This is a genomic window from uncultured Tateyamaria sp., assembly GCF_947503415.1.
In the GTDB taxonomy this organism is placed as follows: Bacteria; Pseudomonadota; Alphaproteobacteria; order Rhodobacterales; family Rhodobacteraceae; genus Tateyamaria.
This window is the reverse complement of sequence record NZ_CANNDS010000002.1, coordinates 526,071-540,838: the sequence shown is the minus strand read 5'-3', so window position 1 is coordinate 540,838 and position 14,768 is coordinate 526,071. Positions and strand designations below refer to the sequence as shown.

15 protein-coding genes are annotated in these 14,768 nt (G+C 62.3%); 13 read left to right on the top strand and 2 right to left on the bottom strand.

What is annotated here, in order from left to right:
- From Q1A32_RS13830 to Q1A32_RS13770, 13 genes are all read left to right on the top strand, one after another.
- Window positions 1-231, top strand: a complete 231-nt coding sequence (locus tag Q1A32_RS13830) for a hypothetical protein (protein WP_299611976.1) — start codon at window positions 1-3, stop codon at window positions 229-231.
- Entirely contained in the window at window positions 231-491 is a 261-nt protein-coding gene (locus tag Q1A32_RS13825) for a DUF2484 family protein (RefSeq protein ID WP_299654195.1), read from the top strand. Before Q1A32_RS13830 ends, Q1A32_RS13825 begins: the two co-directional genes overlap by 1 nt.
- Complete coding sequence (locus tag Q1A32_RS13820; RefSeq protein WP_299654192.1) at window positions 488-736, top strand: DUF2484 family protein; 249 nt, start codon at window positions 488-490, stop codon at window positions 734-736. The genes Q1A32_RS13825 and Q1A32_RS13820 overlap by 4 nt, the downstream gene beginning before the upstream one ends.
- Window positions 733-990 (top strand): hypothetical protein, encoded by a 258-nt coding sequence (locus Q1A32_RS13815; protein WP_299611979.1) that lies wholly within the window; start codon window positions 733-735, stop codon window positions 988-990. Before Q1A32_RS13820 ends, Q1A32_RS13815 begins: the two co-directional genes overlap by 4 nt.
- A 31-nt stretch (window positions 991-1,021) precedes the next feature.
- The gene (murB, locus tag Q1A32_RS13810) at window positions 1,022-1,945 is read left to right on the top strand and encodes a UDP-N-acetylmuramate dehydrogenase (RefSeq protein WP_299654189.1); all 924 of its coding nucleotides are present in this window, start codon (window positions 1,022-1,024) and stop codon (window positions 1,943-1,945) included.
- 75 nt (window positions 1,946-2,020) lie between these two features.
- A complete protein-coding gene (locus tag Q1A32_RS13805) occupies window positions 2,021-2,941 on the top strand; it encodes a D-alanine--D-alanine ligase (protein ID WP_299654186.1) in 921 nt (306 codons plus the stop codon).
- Window positions 2,929-3,795, top strand: coding sequence for a cell division protein FtsQ/DivIB (locus tag Q1A32_RS13800; protein WP_299654183.1), 867 nt, complete (start codon window positions 2,929-2,931; stop codon window positions 3,793-3,795). The genes Q1A32_RS13805 and Q1A32_RS13800 overlap by 13 nt, the downstream gene beginning before the upstream one ends.
- Window positions 3,796-3,800: 5 nt before the next feature.
- Entirely contained in the window at window positions 3,801-5,135 is a 1,335-nt protein-coding gene (ftsA, locus tag Q1A32_RS13795) for a cell division protein FtsA (RefSeq protein WP_299654180.1), read from the top strand.
- Between the two features lie 175 nt (window positions 5,136-5,310).
- Window positions 5,311-6,954 carry a cell division protein FtsZ gene (gene ftsZ, locus Q1A32_RS13790; RefSeq protein ID WP_299654177.1) on the top strand — a complete coding sequence of 548 codons (1,644 nt, stop codon included), beginning with the start codon at window positions 5,311-5,313 and terminating at the stop codon, window positions 6,952-6,954.
- 196 nt (window positions 6,955-7,150) lie between these two features.
- Window positions 7,151-8,074, top strand: a complete 924-nt coding sequence (gene lpxC / locus Q1A32_RS13785) for a UDP-3-O-acyl-N-acetylglucosamine deacetylase (RefSeq protein ID WP_299611985.1) — start codon at window positions 7,151-7,153, stop codon at window positions 8,072-8,074.
- Window positions 8,075-8,185: 111 nt separating this feature from the next.
- Entirely contained in the window at window positions 8,186-9,055 is an 870-nt protein-coding gene (locus Q1A32_RS13780; protein ID WP_299654174.1) for an outer membrane protein assembly factor BamD, read from the top strand.
- Window positions 9,056-9,095: 40 nt separating this feature from the next.
- Window positions 9,096-10,745, top strand: coding sequence for a DNA repair protein RecN (gene recN / locus Q1A32_RS13775; RefSeq protein WP_299654170.1), 1,650 nt, complete (start codon window positions 9,096-9,098; stop codon window positions 10,743-10,745).
- Window positions 10,746-10,841: 96 nt separating this feature from the next.
- Window positions 10,842-12,530, top strand: a complete 1,689-nt coding sequence (locus Q1A32_RS13770) for a chloride channel protein (RefSeq protein WP_299611988.1) — start codon at window positions 10,842-10,844, stop codon at window positions 12,528-12,530.
- Here the strand turns inward: Q1A32_RS13770 and Q1A32_RS13765 are convergent.
- The gene (locus tag Q1A32_RS13765; RefSeq protein ID WP_299654167.1) at window positions 12,527-12,871 is read right to left on the bottom strand and encodes a DUF427 domain-containing protein; all 345 of its coding nucleotides are present in this window, start codon (window positions 12,869-12,871) and stop codon (window positions 12,527-12,529) included. The genes Q1A32_RS13770 and Q1A32_RS13765 overlap by 4 nt on opposite strands.
- Window positions 12,872-12,947: 76 nt before the next feature.
- Entirely contained in the window at window positions 12,948-14,738 is a 1,791-nt protein-coding gene (locus Q1A32_RS13760) for an aminopeptidase P family protein (protein ID WP_299654164.1), read from the bottom strand.
- Between the last annotated feature and the right edge of the window lie 30 nt (window positions 14,739-14,768).

The following is a 14,768-nucleotide window of genomic DNA, read 5'->3' as shown; positions in this document are numbered from 1 at the left end:
ATGATCACCTTGGCAATCATATTCGCCCTCTTGATGCTGCCGATTGGCATCCTGCTGCGTATGCGAAATCTGCCCATGGTTCTTGGCGCTCTTGTCGTGCTGTGTCTGATCCTGAGCGTCTACAACCTGATCGCGGGCACGCAGGGATCGCCCCTGTTTTTCGCAGGCCCTGCGGCCCTTGCGCTGATGGTGGGCTGGACGTTGGGCAAACGGTTTGGCGGGGGTGTGTGATGCTGTTGTGGGCGTGTATCGCATGGGTGTTTGCCGCCACCGTCGTGGCCATGCTGCCGATGCGGCATCAGTATTTTCCGGGCATTGCGTTGCTTGTTGCGGCGCCTGTCCTGATCCTTTGGGTTGGCATCAGCATTGCGTGGTGGGCGGGTCTGTTGGCCCTGGCTGCGTTTGTGTCGATGTTCCGCAACCCGCTTCGTTACCTCTGGGCCAAGGCCCGTGGTCAAAATCCATCTCTTCCGCCGGAGCTGCGCTCATGAGCATTTCCCTTATTCTTGCATGCCTTTGGGCCGTGATTGCCAATGTGCTTGCCATGATGCCAAGCCGGGACAACCATTGGACCAACGCCTATGTCCTGATTGCAGTCGGTATTCCAATCATCGGCTACGTGACATGGCAACACGGGCCGTGGGCTGGCATTGCCGTCATGGTGGCCGGCATGAGCATTCTGCGCTGGCCCGTTATTTATCTGAGCCGCTGGGTGAAAGGGAGAATGGTCCGATGATCTATGTCGTGACGTTGAGTGCGTTGGCCATTGGCATTGCAGGTGGCTGGATGCTGGCCAGCAAGGCGATGTTGCGCACGCTTGGTGTGGTTGTGATCGCTTTGGCGACGACCATCGTGTTGATTTTGAACATTCCTTCGGAGGATTGGGGTGCGCCGTATCTGGCCGCAATCCTGTGCACGCCGCCGCTTTTGGCGGGTGTGATCGGGGGCTCTGTCTTCCGTTGGCTGGCGCGGCAACGCAGCACGGCTTGACCTTGGCCTGACGGCGCGGCATTGCGGCGCCATGAGCTATGACCTGCCTGCCGTGCGCGGAACCCTGACCCCCGACAAGGACCTGTCCGGCCTCACTTGGTTGCGTGTGGGCGGCCCGGCTGACTGGTTTTTCCAACCTGCCGATGTTGAGGATCTGAGCGCTTTTCTGAGCGCCCTTGATCCATCCGTGCCGGTGTTTCCCATGGGCGTGGGCAGCAATCTGATTGTCCGCGATGGTGGTTTGCGGGCTGTGGTGATCCGCTTGGGCCGTGGGTTCAACGGGATCGAGGTCGAGGGCGATACTGTGACGGCCGGGGCTGCCGCGCTGGATGCTCATGTCGCCCGCAAGGCGGCTGATGCCGGTGTGGACCTGACCTTTCTACGCACCATTCCCGGTGCCATTGGTGGCGCTGTCCGGATGAATGCGGGGTGCTATGGCAGCTACACCGCGGATGTGTTTGTCGAGGCCCGCGTGGTGTTGCGTGACGGGACTGTGACCACCATCAGCGCGAGGCAGTTGAATTTTCAATACCGTCAGAGCGATCTGCCCGAGGGCGCTGTGTTGACCCATGTGACTTTGCGTGGGCCCAAGGCCGACCCTGAGGCACTGCACGCGCGCATGGCCGATCAGTTGGCAAAGCGTGATGCGACCCAGCCCACCAAGGACCGCAGCGCGGGCTCGACCTTTCGCAATCCGGCGGGGTTCTCGTCTACCGGGAAGGACGACGATGTGCATGATCTCAAGGCCTGGAAGGTCATTGATGATGCGGGTATGCGCGGCGCGCGGCGGGGTGGGGCGCAGATGAGCGAGAAGCATTCCAACTTCCTGATCAACGCGGGCGGGGCCACCGCTGCCGATCTGGAAGGATTGGGCGAAGAGGTGCGAAAAAAGGTTTACGATTCAAGCGGTATCACGCTAGAATGGGAAATTATGCGGGTTGGTGATCCTGAATAGGATCTGACGCGCAGGCAGGCCGAAAATCGGCACATAATTGAGGGTCCGCAAAAGGGCTCCGGGACTTAGAGGCACATGGCGGGTCAGTCGAGCAGGGCTCCCAAAGTGGCGGTGTTAATGGGTGGACCCTCGGCGGAACGCGAGGTGTCCTTGTCGACGGGACAGGCCTGCGCAGCCGCGCTACGGGACATGAAACATGAAGTGGTCGAGGTCGATGCTGGCCCCGACCTGTGCGCTGTTTTGCAATCCATTGCCCCCGATGCCGTTCTGAACTGCCTGCATGGCCGTTGGGGCGAGGATGGCTGTGTGCAGGGCATGCTTGAGTGGTTGGGCATCCCCTATTCCCATTCGGGTGTTCTGTCGTCGGCTTTGGCGATGGACAAGCAGCGCACGAAGGACGTGTACCGCGCCGCGGGTCTTCCGGTCGTGGACAGCGTGATCCGCGCGAAGGACGAGGTGATGGCGGGCCATGTGCTGCCGCCCCCTTATGTCGTCAAGCCCAACAATGAAGGATCGAGCGTCGGCGTCTATCTGGTGGAGGAGGGGGCCAATTCCCCGCCACATCTGGATGATGACATGCCCGAGTTCGTGATGGTCGAGGCATTTGCCCATGGCCGCGAGTTGACCACCACCGTGATGGGCGACCGGGCTTTGGGCGTGACGGACATCATCACCGATGGCTGGTACGACTATGACGCCAAGTACAAGCCCGGCGGGTCGCGCCATGTGATCCCCGCCGATGTGCCGACCGAGATTGCCGAGATGTGCCTCGACTTTGCCATCCGCGCCCACAATGCGCTCGGGTGCCGTGGAGTGAGCCGCACTGATTTCCGTTGGGATGAAGCCAAGGGGCCTCAGGGCCTGATCCTGCTTGAGACCAACACGCAACCCGGCATGACGCCCACATCGCTGACGCCGGAACAGGCGGAGGCGGCGGGTGTGTCCTTTGGTGAGCTGTGCGCCTGGATGGTGGAGGACGCGTCATGCCCACGATAAAACGCTCCGATCCCGCCCCGTCGCGCTGGTCCTGGCGCTTTCAGCGGATGATGCTGACGCCGGGCATCCGTTTGCTTTTGCGTGCGGGCATCCCGTTTGCCCTTTGTTTCGGGACGGCAAGCTGGTGGTTGTCCGATCCTGACACCCAAGCGGCCATTCAGGCCACGGTGGCCGAGGCGCAGGCGAGCATCGAGGAACGCCCTGAATTCATGGTCAACCTGATGGCCATTGACGGCGCCGACACTGAACTTTCAGAAAACATCCGCACCGCTGTCCCGCTGCATTTTCCGATCTCTTCGTTCGACCTCGACCCGGCGGCCATTCGCGCCACGGTGCTTGAGATGCCGCCGGTCAAGGAAGCCTCCGTCCGCATCCGTCCGGGCGGGGTCTTGCAGGTGGACATCACGCCGCGCGTGCCCGTTGCGATCTGGCGGCGTCCCGAAGGCTTAACCCTGATTGATGATGGTGGCGCTTTGGTGCGCCCGATTGCGCGGCGTGGCCTGCGCACCGACCTGCCTGTGATTGCAGGCGACGGGGCGGACAAGCATGTGGACGAAGCCATGGCCCTGATCGACGCCGGTGCGCCTTTGGGTGACCGGTTGCGCGGGCTGGTGCGCTTGGGCGACCGCCGCTGGGACGTGGTGCTGGACCGCAATCAACGCATCATGCTGCCCACCGAAGGGGCCGTGCAGGCGTTGGAGCGTGTGATTGCGCTGGACGGCGTGGACGAGGTGCTGAAGCGCGACATCGCGCGGATCGACCTGCGTCTGCCGGACCGTCCTACCGTCCGCATGACAGAACATTCCACCGAAGAATGGTGGCGTATCAGACAGTTGAATACCGGGACCGAGTGACAGTGATGACCGACCTTTATGCCAGCCAACGCAGTATGCGGAACATGCGCAAGATCGCGATGCAGCGGGGTGTGGTGGCCATTCTGGACGTGGGCAGTTCCAAGATCGCGTGCCTTGTGCTGCGCTTTGACGGCACGACGCAACTGGGCGAGGAGGGCGAGATCGGCTCGCTTGCCGGTCAGTCGGGGTTTCGTGTCATTGGTGCGGCGACCACCCGGTCGCGCGGTGTCCGTTTCGGTGAAATCTGTGCAATGCAGGAAACCGAGCGTGCCATTCGCACCGCCCTTCAGGCCGCGCAAAAGATGGCCGGTATCCGCGTCGATCATGTCATTGCCTGTTTTGCGGGGGCCGAGCCACGCAGCTACGGCCTTGATGCGCGGCTTGAGCTGGAAGGGGACATGGTCAGCGAGCAGGACGTGGCGCGTGTGTTGTCGCGTTGCGATGTGCCGGATTATGGCGAAGGGCGCGAGGTGCTGCATGCGCAGCCTGTGAATTTTGCGCTCGATCACCGCTCGGGCCTGTCGGACCCGCGCGGGCAATTGGGCAATGAATTGGCGGTGGATCTGCACATGCTGACGGTCGAAGCCTCTGCCGTGCAACACCTGGCCCACTGCATCAAACGCTGTGATCTGGAACTGGCGGGCATTGCATCGTCGTCTTACGCGTCGGGCATTGCCGCTTTGGTCGAGGACGAGCAGGAACTGGGCGCGGCCTGCATTGATCTGGGTGGCGGGTCGACCGGCGTGTCGATCTTTATCAAGAAGCACATGATCTATGGCGATGCGGTGCGCATGGGCGGCGATCATGTCACCAGCGATATCTCCATGGGCCTGCAGGTGCCCATGACCAATGCCGAGCGGATCAAGACATTCTATGGCGGTGTGCATGCCACGGGCATGGATGATCGCGAGATGATCGAGATTGGCGGTGATACGGGCGATTATGAACATGACCGGCGCACAGCAAGCCGCGCCGAATTGATCGGCATCATGCGCCCGCGTGTGGAAGAGATTCTGGAAGAAGTACGCGCCCGTCTGGATGCGGCAGGCTTTGACCATCTGCCGAGCCAGCAGATCGTGCTGACCGGCGGTGGCAGCCAGATCCCCGGCCTTGATGGGCTGGCGTCGAAAATTCTGGGCCAGCAGGTGCGTCTGGGCCGGCCCTTGCGCGTGCATGGTTTGCCGCAGGCGGCCACGGGCCCCGGCTTTGCCTCTGCCGTGGGCCTCGCGCTGTTTGCAGCGCATCCGCAGGACGAATGGTGGGACTTTGACATCCCGCACGACCGCTACCCGGCCCGCAGTCTGCGCCGCGCGGTCAAATGGTTCCGCGACAACTGGTGATCCCCATATCTGGGGTCCGCGTGGACATCCGGTAAAAAACAGCAAGAAATCGCCCATATTTTGCGGTAAAATCGCGATTAATAGGTGACGTTGGGGCGTTGAATCGCTAGGATTGGGGCGATTTAGGCACAAAAACACCCGCGAATGCGGCAAACCAGACAGGCGGACCTGACCTATGACCCTCAATCTCTCCATGCCCGGACATGACGAGCTGAAACCGCGTATCACCGTCTTTGGTGTTGGTGGCGCAGGTGGCAACGCCGTCAACAACATGATTGAAAAACAACTGGATGGCGTTGATTTCGTCGTGGCCAACACCGATGCGCAGGCGCTGCAGCAGTCGGCCGCAACGAACCGGGTCCAGTTGGGCATCAAAGTGACCGAAGGTCTGGGGGCAGGGGCGCGCGCAAGCGTCGGTGCCGCCGCGGCCGAAGAATCAATCGAACAGATCGTCGATCATCTGGCGGGCGCGCACATGTGCTTTATCACCGCCGGGATGGGCGGGGGCACCGGTACCGGAGCCGCGCCCATCATCGCCCAAGCCGCCCGCGAGCTGGGTGTTCTGACCGTCGGCGTTGTGACCAAGCCCTTCCAGTTCGAGGGGGCCAAGCGGATGCGTCAGGCCGAGGACGGCGTGGACAGCCTGCAAAAGATGGTCGACACGCTGATCATCATTCCGAACCAGAACCTGTTCCGTCTGGCCAATGAAAAGACGACCTTTACCGAGGCGTTCAGCATGGCCGACGATGTCCTGTATCAGGGCGTCAAAGGTGTGACCGACCTGATGGTCCGTCCGGGACTGATCAACCTCGACTTTGCGGACGTCCGTGCCGTGATGGACGAGATGGGCAAGGCCATGATGGGAACGGGCGAGGCGGACGGCGACGATCGCGCCATTCAGGCCGCCGAAAAGGCCATCGCGAACCCGCTGCTGGACGAAATCTCGCTCCGCGGGGCGAAAGGCGTGCTGATCAACATCACTGGCGCGCACGACCTGACCCTGTTCGAACTGGACGAAGCCGCCAACCGCATCCGCGAGGAAGTGGATCCGGACGCCAACATCATCGTGGGGTCGACGCTGGATACCGAGATGCAGGGCATGATGCGCGTGAGCGTGGTCGCCACAGGCATCGATGCGACCGACGTGCAAAGCGACATTCCCGTGCCGCGCCGTTCGATGGCCGCGCCCTTGACGCAGACAGTTGCAGTGGAAGAACCGGCGCAAGCTCCGGTCGCCGCCCAACAGCCCGTGCCCGAAGCGGTTCCGGCCCCCGTCGCAGCCGCTGCCGAAGAGCCGTCGCTGTTCCAGGGTCTGGATGTGCAGCAGGCCGCAGCACAGGACATGGCCGAAGATATCTTTGCAGAAGAAGCGCCCGTCGCCGCGACTGACGACCTGCCGCCCCCGGCCTATCAGCCGCAGGTCGCGGCGTTTGAACCGACGCAGGACACCGACATGCCCCCGGCGGAAGAGTTTGTAGCCCCCCGTGCCCCGGCACCGGGCACGCCATCCCCCGAAGCATTGGCGCGCCTGCGTGCCGCAACGCAAAAGGCGGCACCCTCCGCAGCGCCGCAGCAGCCTGCGCCCGAAGCGCATACAGCAGCGGACAAGCCGCGCTTTGGCATCAACTCCTTGATCAACCGCATGACGGGTACAACCGAGGGTGGCCAACCCGCTGAACGCCCCGCGCGCCAGCAGCCACCGGTACAGGCGCGTGCCGCCGCACCAGCGCCCGCACCGGCCCCACGGCCCACCGAAGCGGTGGACCCAGATCAGGAGCGGATTGAAATTCCAGCCTTCCTGCGCCGTCAGGCGAACTAAATTCCGGTCACAAACTAAGCCAAGGGTCGCGATTTCGCGGCCCTTTTTACGTCATTATTTCAAATGCTTGGCTGGTTGTGCGCGCATTGCCGCGCACCTGTTACACCCATGTTTCAGACCGTTGCAAAGAGTGAGTTGAGTGTTTGGCCGCATCCGCTTAGCTCTCAGTCCAACGAAATAGAACTGGGTGAGGCCCGTGCAAACAACTGTCAAAAGCGCTGTCGTATTTACCGGATGCGGACTGCATTCCGGTAAGCCTGCGCGTTTGACCATTCGTCCAGCGATGGCCGAGCACGGTATCTGGTTCCGCCGCACCGACATCACGGACCGCGATGCCCTGATCCCGGCCCGCTATGACGTGGTCCGTCAGTCGCCGCTTTGCACGACATTGGTGAACGACGCAGGCGTGTCCGTCAGCACCGTGGAACATATCATGGCGGCCATCGCAGGCTGCGGCGTGCACAACGCATTGATCGAAATCGACGGCCCCGAAGTGCCGATTGTTGACGGGTCGGCCTTGCCGTTCGTGCGTGGCATCATGCAGCGCGGATTGCGCCGCCTTCCGGCACGTGTGCGCGCGTTCGAAGTGCTCAAGTCCGTGACCGTGACCCAAGGCGATGCGACGGCGACAATCTCGCCATCCGAGGTGATGCGCATTGATTTCCAGATCGACTTTGCCGATCAGGCCATTGGCCGTCAGGCGAAGTCGCTGAACATGTCAAATGGCAGCTTTGCCCGCGAACTGAGCGACAGCCGCACCTTCTGCCGTCAGGATGACGTGAAGAACATGCAAGCCAACGGGCTGGCCCTTGGCGGCGCGCCCGGTGTGAATGCTGTCGTATTCGATGGCGACCGTGTGTCGAGCCCGGGCGGTCTGCGCCATTCGGACGAGCCTGTGCGCCACAAAATGCTGGACGCGCTGGGTGATTTGGCCTTGGCCGGGGCACCGTTGATCGGGCATTACTCGGGGACACGGGCAGGGCACACCCTGACCAACCAATTGTTGCGCGAACTTTTCGCGACACCGGATGCGGTGCGCATGGTGACGTGTGATCCGGAAATGACGGCACGCCTGCCGGGGTCTGGCCTTGTGTGGGATGAAATTCCTGAAGTCGCCTGATCCGACCGGCTCACACGTGAAATCGTCATTTCATCCTACCAAAGCTTTATGCTAGAGACAGGCAAACAGCCCGGAATGGGCGGTGCCAAAGCATCTTGGGGGTGGCAAGGGATGATCCGCGGAAAATCCATCGCGCGACTTGCGGCGATCGTGACAGTCACGGCGCTGGTAGCGGCTTGCAGCAACGGCAACGGGCGTCCGACCACGGGCAGCTTCTTCAATCGTCAGGAAGTGCCGCTGGAGAACTTCAGCGCCGAACAGATCTTCGAACGCGGTGAGTTCGAGCTTGAGCAGGGCGATCTGCCCGAAGCGGCATTCTACTTCTCGGAAATCGAACGTCTTTATCCGTATTCCGATTTCGCGCGTCGTGCCCTGATCATGCAAGCCTTTGCGCATCACCGCGACAAGGATTATCCCAACAGCCGGTCCGCGGCGCAGCGCTTTATCGATTTCTATCCGGATGACGATGATGCGGCCTATGCGCAGTACCTGCTGGCGCTCAGCTATTATGATCAGATTGACGAAGTGGGGCGGGATCAGGGGCTGACATTTCAAGCGCTCCAGTCCCTGCGCGAAGTGATCGAACGCTATCCCGACAGTGAATACGCCAAATCGGCGATCCTGAAATTCGACCTCGCCTTTGACCACCTTGCGGGCAAGGAGATGGAGATCGGGCGCTATTACCTGCGTCGCGACAACTTCTCGGCTGCGATCAATCGCTTCCGCGTTGTGGTTGAGGATTTCCAGACCACCAGCCATACGCCCGAGGCGTTGCATCGTCTGGTAGAGGCGTATCTGTCACTTGGCCTGACCGACGAGGCACAGACCGCAGGTGCGATCCTGGGTTACAACTACCAGTCGACCGAATGGTATCAGGACAGTTTCGCCCTGTTGACCGGCGCAGGCCTTGATGCGCGTCCGCGTGGCAACAACTGGCTGAGCCAGGTCTATCGTCAGATGATCAAGGGCCGGTGGCTGTAACCGCTCGGGCGGGCACGCCGCACCGTTCAAGGGGCCACTGATGCTGCGTGGGTTGGACATTTCCGACATGCTGATCATCGATCGGCTGGAATTGCAGTTCCAGCCGGGTCTGAACGTGTTGACCGGCGAGACGGGCGCGGGAAAATCCATTCTGCTGGACAGCCTTGGCTTTGTGCTGGGCTGGCGTGGGCGTGCTGATCTGGTTCGCCAGGGGGCCGCACAGGGTGAGGTGACGGCGTGGTTTGACCTGACCGATGACCACCCCGCCCGCGCTGTCATGGAAGAGGCGGGGCTGCCGGTGGATGACGAGTTGATCCTGCGCCGTGTCAACGCCGCGGACGGCCGCAAGACGGCATGGGTCAATGATCGACGCTGTTCGGGCGAGGTACTGCGTGCCCTGTCCGAAACGTTGATCGAATTGCATGGGCAGCATGATGATCGCGGCCTTTTGAACCCGCGCGGGCACCGTGCCATTCTGGATGAGTTTGCCGTTCTGGACGGCGCGCGGGACAAGACCCGCAAGGCGTGGCGGGCCATGGGACAGGCCCGCAAGGCTCAAGGAGAGGCCGAAGCCGCAATGGCCGCAATCCGGGACGAAGAGGAGTTCCTGCGCCATGCGGTGGCAGAGCTTGATACGCTTGATCCGAAGCCGGGCGAGGAAGCTGCGCTCGATACAAAACGTCGGTTGATGCAAGGGGCGGAGCGCATTCGCGAGGATGTGCAGCGCGCCCATCAGATCCTGGGTCACAATGGCGCCGAAGGGGCCATGGGCGATGCGATCCGTTGGCTGGATGGGGTGGCCGAAAGCGCCGAAGGCCAGCTTGATGCGCCGCTGGCCGCGTTGGCGCGTGCCATGGTGGAACTGGACGAGGCGACCGATGGCATCGTGTCGGCGCTTGAGCATCTGACCTTTGATCCGACGGAGCTGGAAGACACCGAGGAACGGCTTTTTGCCATTCGCGGACTGGCCCGCAAGCACAGTGTGGCACCGGACGAGCTTGCCGATTTTGCCGAAGGTCTGCGCACGAAACTGTCGGCGCTGGATGCGGGTGATGCTGATCTGGGTCGCTTGCGTGCTGCTGTGGCCGAGGCCGAAGCGGCCTATGACACCGCCGCCGAAAAGCTGGGCGCTGCGCGGCGCAAGTCTGCCAAGGCGCTGGACAAGGCCGTAATGGCCGAGCTTGCCCCGCTCAAGATGGAGCGGGCGGTATTTGAGACCCAGATCACCGACGACGATCCCGGCCCGGATGGGCGTGATGCGGTGGCCTTTACCGTCGCCACCAACCCGGGCGCACCGGCAGGGCCACTGAACAAGATCGCATCGGGCGGTGAACTCAGCCGCTTTTTGTTGGCGTTGAAGGTCTGCCTGACCCGCGAACAGACGGGCCTGACCATGATCTTTGACGAGATTGACCGCGGTGTGGGCGGTGCCACGGCAGATGCGGTGGGGCGCAGGCTCAGTCAGATTGCCGAGAACGGGCAGGTTCTGGTGGTCACTCATTCACCGCAGGTCGCAGCCCTTGGCGCGCATCATTGGCGGGTGGAAAAACAGGTGGCCAAGGGGATGACCACGTCGCAGGTGGTGCCGCTCGCGGCCCCTGACCGCGTGGACGAGATTGCGCGCATGCTGGCGGGTGACACCATCACGGACGAGGCACGCGGCGCGGCCCGTGCCCTTCTGGGCGGTTAGGGCCACACTTGCGTCCCTGTGACATCACGGGGGCTTTCGCAGGCGCAGCAAGTGACATAATGCTGGGAAATACCCTGTAATTTGCGACTGTTCCGCATGTCTGCCCCGCAACGACCCATCCTTTCCAAGCAACTCGACCTCGCGGTCACCGCGTGCAAGGACGGCTGGCACGTGCTGCGGCACCGGGGGCCGAACCAGCTTCAGTTCTGGTTCATCGCTCTGGCCATCGGGATTGCGGCGGGCGTGGCGGCCTTGTTCTTTCGCAAGGGGATCGAGGCGTTGCAGGCCTGGCTCTATGGCACTGATGATGTGCAACACCTGCACAGCTTCGCGTCGTCCCTGCCGTGGTACTACATCCTTGTCATCCCCATTGTCGGCGGCTTGTGCACGGGCCTGATCCTGCACAACTTCACCAAGGATGGCGTGGCGCGCAGTGTGGCCGACGTGATCGAAGGGGCCGCCTTGCGCGATGGACGCGTGGGCACCAAGGCGGGGGTCGCCTCGGCCTTTGCCAGCTTCATCACCCTGTCCACAGGCGGCTCAACGGGGAGAGAGGGGCCGGTGGTCCACATCGCGGCCGTCATCTCGACCAAGGTGTGCCGGTTCATCAAGGCCGATGGGGTTACGGGGCGTGATCTGCTGGGCTGTGCGGTGGCCGCTGCCGTGTCGGCCAGCTTCAATGCGCCCATTGCGGGCGCGCTCTTTGCGCTCGAAGTGGTCCTGCGCCATTTCGCAGTGCACGCCTTTGCGCCCATCGTGATTGCGTCTGTCGCAGGCACCGTCATCAACCGATTGCAGTTCGGGGACGTCACCGAATTCATGGTGCCCGATACCAACGAATTGGTGTTCTACCAGGAACTGCCGGCCTTCCTGCTGCTTGGGCTGATGTGCGGTCTTGTGTCCGTGGTGCTGATGCGCGCGATCTTCTGGACAGACGACATCGGCTCGTCCTTTCAACGGCGCACGGGGATGCCACGCTGGCTGCGCCCCGCTGTGGCGGGGGCGCTGTTGGGCGGCATGGCGATTTTCTATCCTCATATCATCGGCGTCGGGTACGAAACGACGTCGCTGGCACTGACCGGACAACTGGCCCTGAACGAGGTGATGGTCTTTGTGATCCTGAAAACCGCTGCTGTGGCCATCACCATGGCCGGACGGATGGGGGGCGGGGTGTTTTCGCCGTCACTTATGATCGGAGCGCTGACGGGGCTTGGCTTTGGCCTTGTAGCAACGGGGCTGTTTCCGGATGTGTCCGGTTCGGTCACGCTCTATGCGCTGGCAGGCATGGGGGCCGTGGCCGCCGCCGTGTTGGGCGCGCCCATTTCGACCACGCTCATTGTCTTTGAACTCACGGGCGACTGGCAGACGGGTCTGGCCGTCATGGTGGCCGTGTCCATGTCCACCGCCTTGTCATCGCGCCTTGTCGACCGGTCCTTTTTCCTGACGCAGCTCGAACGGCGCGGTGTGCATCTTGCTGCGGGGCCGCAGGCCTACCTGCTGGCCATGTTCCGCGTGGGAACGGTGATGCGCAAACCCGATGATCCTAGGGCCGCGGACGAAGACGAGTGTTGGGAGATGATCGCGGATGGCATCTATGTGGACGAGAAGGCAACCCTTGAAACCGCAATGCCCGTGTTCGACCGCACCATGGTCCGGTTTATTCCGGTGGTCACACTGACAGGCGAAAACGCAGCACCCGAGTTACAGGGCGCGCTGTTTCATGTTGATGCGTTGAAGGCCTACAACCGCGCACTGGCCGCCACTGCAGCCGAAGAGCACAGTTAGATCTGTTCGACCGCGATCCCGTCACCGACGTAGAATGCGAGGTGGTCCTTGATCCGTGCCACACCATCCTTGGGCGACTCGTAGGTCCAGACGGCATTGGTCAGGGTCTGCGATTTTGTCACCACGGAATAGTAGTTGGCGTCACCCTTGTGCGGGCAATGCGTGGTCTTGTCCGTCCGGTCGAGGAAGGCGGTCGCGATATCTTCGCGCGGGAAATAGATCACAAAGGGATAATCGCCTTCGCTCAGTTCAAGCGCGTTGCTGCTTTCGCCCAGAACGGCCCCACCTGCGCGCACGGTCCATGTGCCGGGTGCTTTGCGGATCGTGATGTGATCAGCCATGGCTGAGCCTCCTGTCTTGCGTCTGTCTTCAGTGATGAAGCGTCGGTGTACCAGATCGGTGAGGGTGGTGCCAGTGTCAGAGCGGCGCACAGGCCTGCGCCAGCCAGGCCCTTGCCTCGTCCGACACACGCGGCCCAATTTTCTCAATCGTTTCGGCGTGATAGGCATTGAGCCATGCGCGCGAGGGCGCATCCAGCATGTCCACCACAATCAGCCGCCGGTCGATGGGCGCAAAGGTCAAAGTGCGCCAGGACAGCATCTCGCGATGGGCGTCACCGCCGGGCGGGCACTCGGCCTGTTCCACGACAATCAGGTTCTCGATCCGGATACCGAACCCACCCTCGCGGTAATACCCCGGCTCGTTCGACAGGATCATGCCGGGCAGGAAGGGCACGGTGCTGATCCGGCTGAGCCGTTGCGGCCCCTCATGTACCGACAGGTAAGCGCCAACGCCGTGGCCCAGCCCGTGGTCAAAGTCCTGATGCGCATACCACAGCGGCGCGCGTCCGATGGCCTCGATATCGCGGCCCGCCAGCCCTTTGGGCCAGATCAGGCGCGACATGCCGATCATGCCCATCAGCACGCGGGTAAAGGCGGCGCGTGCCTCCTCGGGCGGTGTTCCGATGGGAATGGTGCGGGTGATGTCGGTGGTACCGTCCAGATATTGCCCGCCGCTGTCGAGCACGATCAGATGCCCGTCCTCAAGCGTGCTGTCCGTCTCTTCGGTCACGCGGTAGTGCATGATGGCACCGTTGGGACCGGTACCGGCAATGGTCTCAAAGCTGATATCCTGCAGGGCATTGTCGCGGCGGCGGTAGGTCTCGAGTTGTGTCACCACCTGCGTTTCTCGTACGCTGCCGGGCGCTTGGGCATCGAGCCACGCCAGCAATTCAACCACCGCGGCCCCGTCGCGCAAATGCGCCTCCGCACTGCCCGCAATCTCGGCCTCGTTCTTGCAGGCCTTGGGCAGCGCACAGGGATCATCGCCCCATTGCACCCGGTCCCCGATAGTGTCCGCAACGATCACGGGGACGGAGGATTTGTCGAGGCAGACGGGACCGTCCAGCCCTTTCAACCTACCCAGAAAGGCGTCGGGCGCATGGCAGGTCACGTCGGCCCCAAGGTGGTCGCGCACCTCGTCCAGCTTTGCCGGGTCCATGAACAGATCAACAGTGCCAGAGGCGTGCAGCACGGCAAAGCCTTGCGCAATCGGATTGCGGGGAATGTCAGAGCCCCTGATGTTCAACAGCCAGCACAGCGAGTCGGGCAGGGTGATCATCGCTGACTTTGCACCCGCTTTGGTCAGCGCCTCTGCCAAACACGCGCGCTTGGCGTCATGGCTTTCGCCAGCGAACTCAATGGGATGCACCTTGGCAGGCTCGGCGGCTGGCCCCGGCTGGTCGTCCCAGATCCGGTCCACGAGGTTGGCACATTGCACCAACTCGACACCGCTGCCGGTCAAGCTGTCTTCGGTTTGCGAAATCTGCCCCGGCGTGTGCAGCCAAGGATCGAAGCCAACCTTGCCGCCCTCCGGCAGTTGCTCTTTCAACCAATCGGCAAGCGACGTTTCAGGCCACGGCACGGGCGAATAGACGTCCGCCACCTGCGCCTTCACCTGTGTGCGATACCGCCCATCAATAAACACACCCGCCACATCGCGCAGCACGGCGCAGAACCCGGCGGACCCGGTAAACCCGGTCAACCAAGCCAGCCGCTCATCGCGGGCCGAGACATACTCGCCCTGATGCGCATCCGCCCGCGGCACCAGAAACCCGTCGAGCCCCTCGCGGTTCAATTCAACACGCAAAGCAGCCAACCGTGGTGGACCTTGTTCCGGGCGTGCAGTGACCTCAAAACTCTGGAACATGATCCACCTTCATCTTGCCAAATAAACTCT

What these genes read in the sequence shown, in the direction of transcription:
- Q1A32_RS13830 (WP_299611976.1), top strand. Translation starts at nt 1, where the DNA reads ATGATCACCTTGGCAATCATATTCGCCCTCTTGATGCTGCCGATTGGC.
- Q1A32_RS13825 (WP_299654195.1), top strand. Translation starts at nt 231, where the DNA reads ATGCTGTTGTGGGCGTGTATCGCATGGGTGTTTGCCGCCACCGTCGTG.
- Q1A32_RS13820 (WP_299654192.1), top strand. Translation starts at nt 488, where the DNA reads ATGAGCATTTCCCTTATTCTTGCATGCCTTTGGGCCGTGATTGCCAAT.
- Q1A32_RS13815 (WP_299611979.1), top strand. Translation starts at nt 733, where the DNA reads ATGATCTATGTCGTGACGTTGAGTGCGTTGGCCATTGGCATTGCAGGT.
- murB (WP_299654189.1), top strand. Translation starts at nt 1,022, where the DNA reads ATGAGCTATGACCTGCCTGCCGTGCGCGGAACCCTGACCCCCGACAAG.
- Q1A32_RS13805 (WP_299654186.1), top strand. Translation starts at nt 2,021, where the DNA reads ATGGCGGGTCAGTCGAGCAGGGCTCCCAAAGTGGCGGTGTTAATGGGT.
- Q1A32_RS13800 (WP_299654183.1), top strand. Translation starts at nt 2,929, where the DNA reads ATGCCCACGATAAAACGCTCCGATCCCGCCCCGTCGCGCTGGTCCTGG.
- ftsA (WP_299654180.1), top strand. Translation starts at nt 3,801, where the DNA reads ATGACCGACCTTTATGCCAGCCAACGCAGTATGCGGAACATGCGCAAG.
- ftsZ (WP_299654177.1), top strand. Translation starts at nt 5,311, where the DNA reads ATGACCCTCAATCTCTCCATGCCCGGACATGACGAGCTGAAACCGCGT.
- Q1A32_RS13780 (WP_299654174.1), top strand. Translation starts at nt 8,186, where the DNA reads ATGATCCGCGGAAAATCCATCGCGCGACTTGCGGCGATCGTGACAGTC.
- recN (WP_299654170.1), top strand. Translation starts at nt 9,096, where the DNA reads ATGCTGCGTGGGTTGGACATTTCCGACATGCTGATCATCGATCGGCTG.
- Q1A32_RS13770 (WP_299611988.1), top strand. Translation starts at nt 10,842, where the DNA reads ATGTCTGCCCCGCAACGACCCATCCTTTCCAAGCAACTCGACCTCGCG.
- Q1A32_RS13765 (WP_299654167.1), bottom strand. Translation starts at nt 12,871, where the DNA reads ATGGCTGATCACATCACGATCCGCAAAGCACCCGGCACATGGACCGTG.
- Q1A32_RS13760 (WP_299654164.1), bottom strand. Translation starts at nt 14,738, where the DNA reads ATGTTCCAGAGTTTTGAGGTCACTGCACGCCCGGAACAAGGTCCACCA.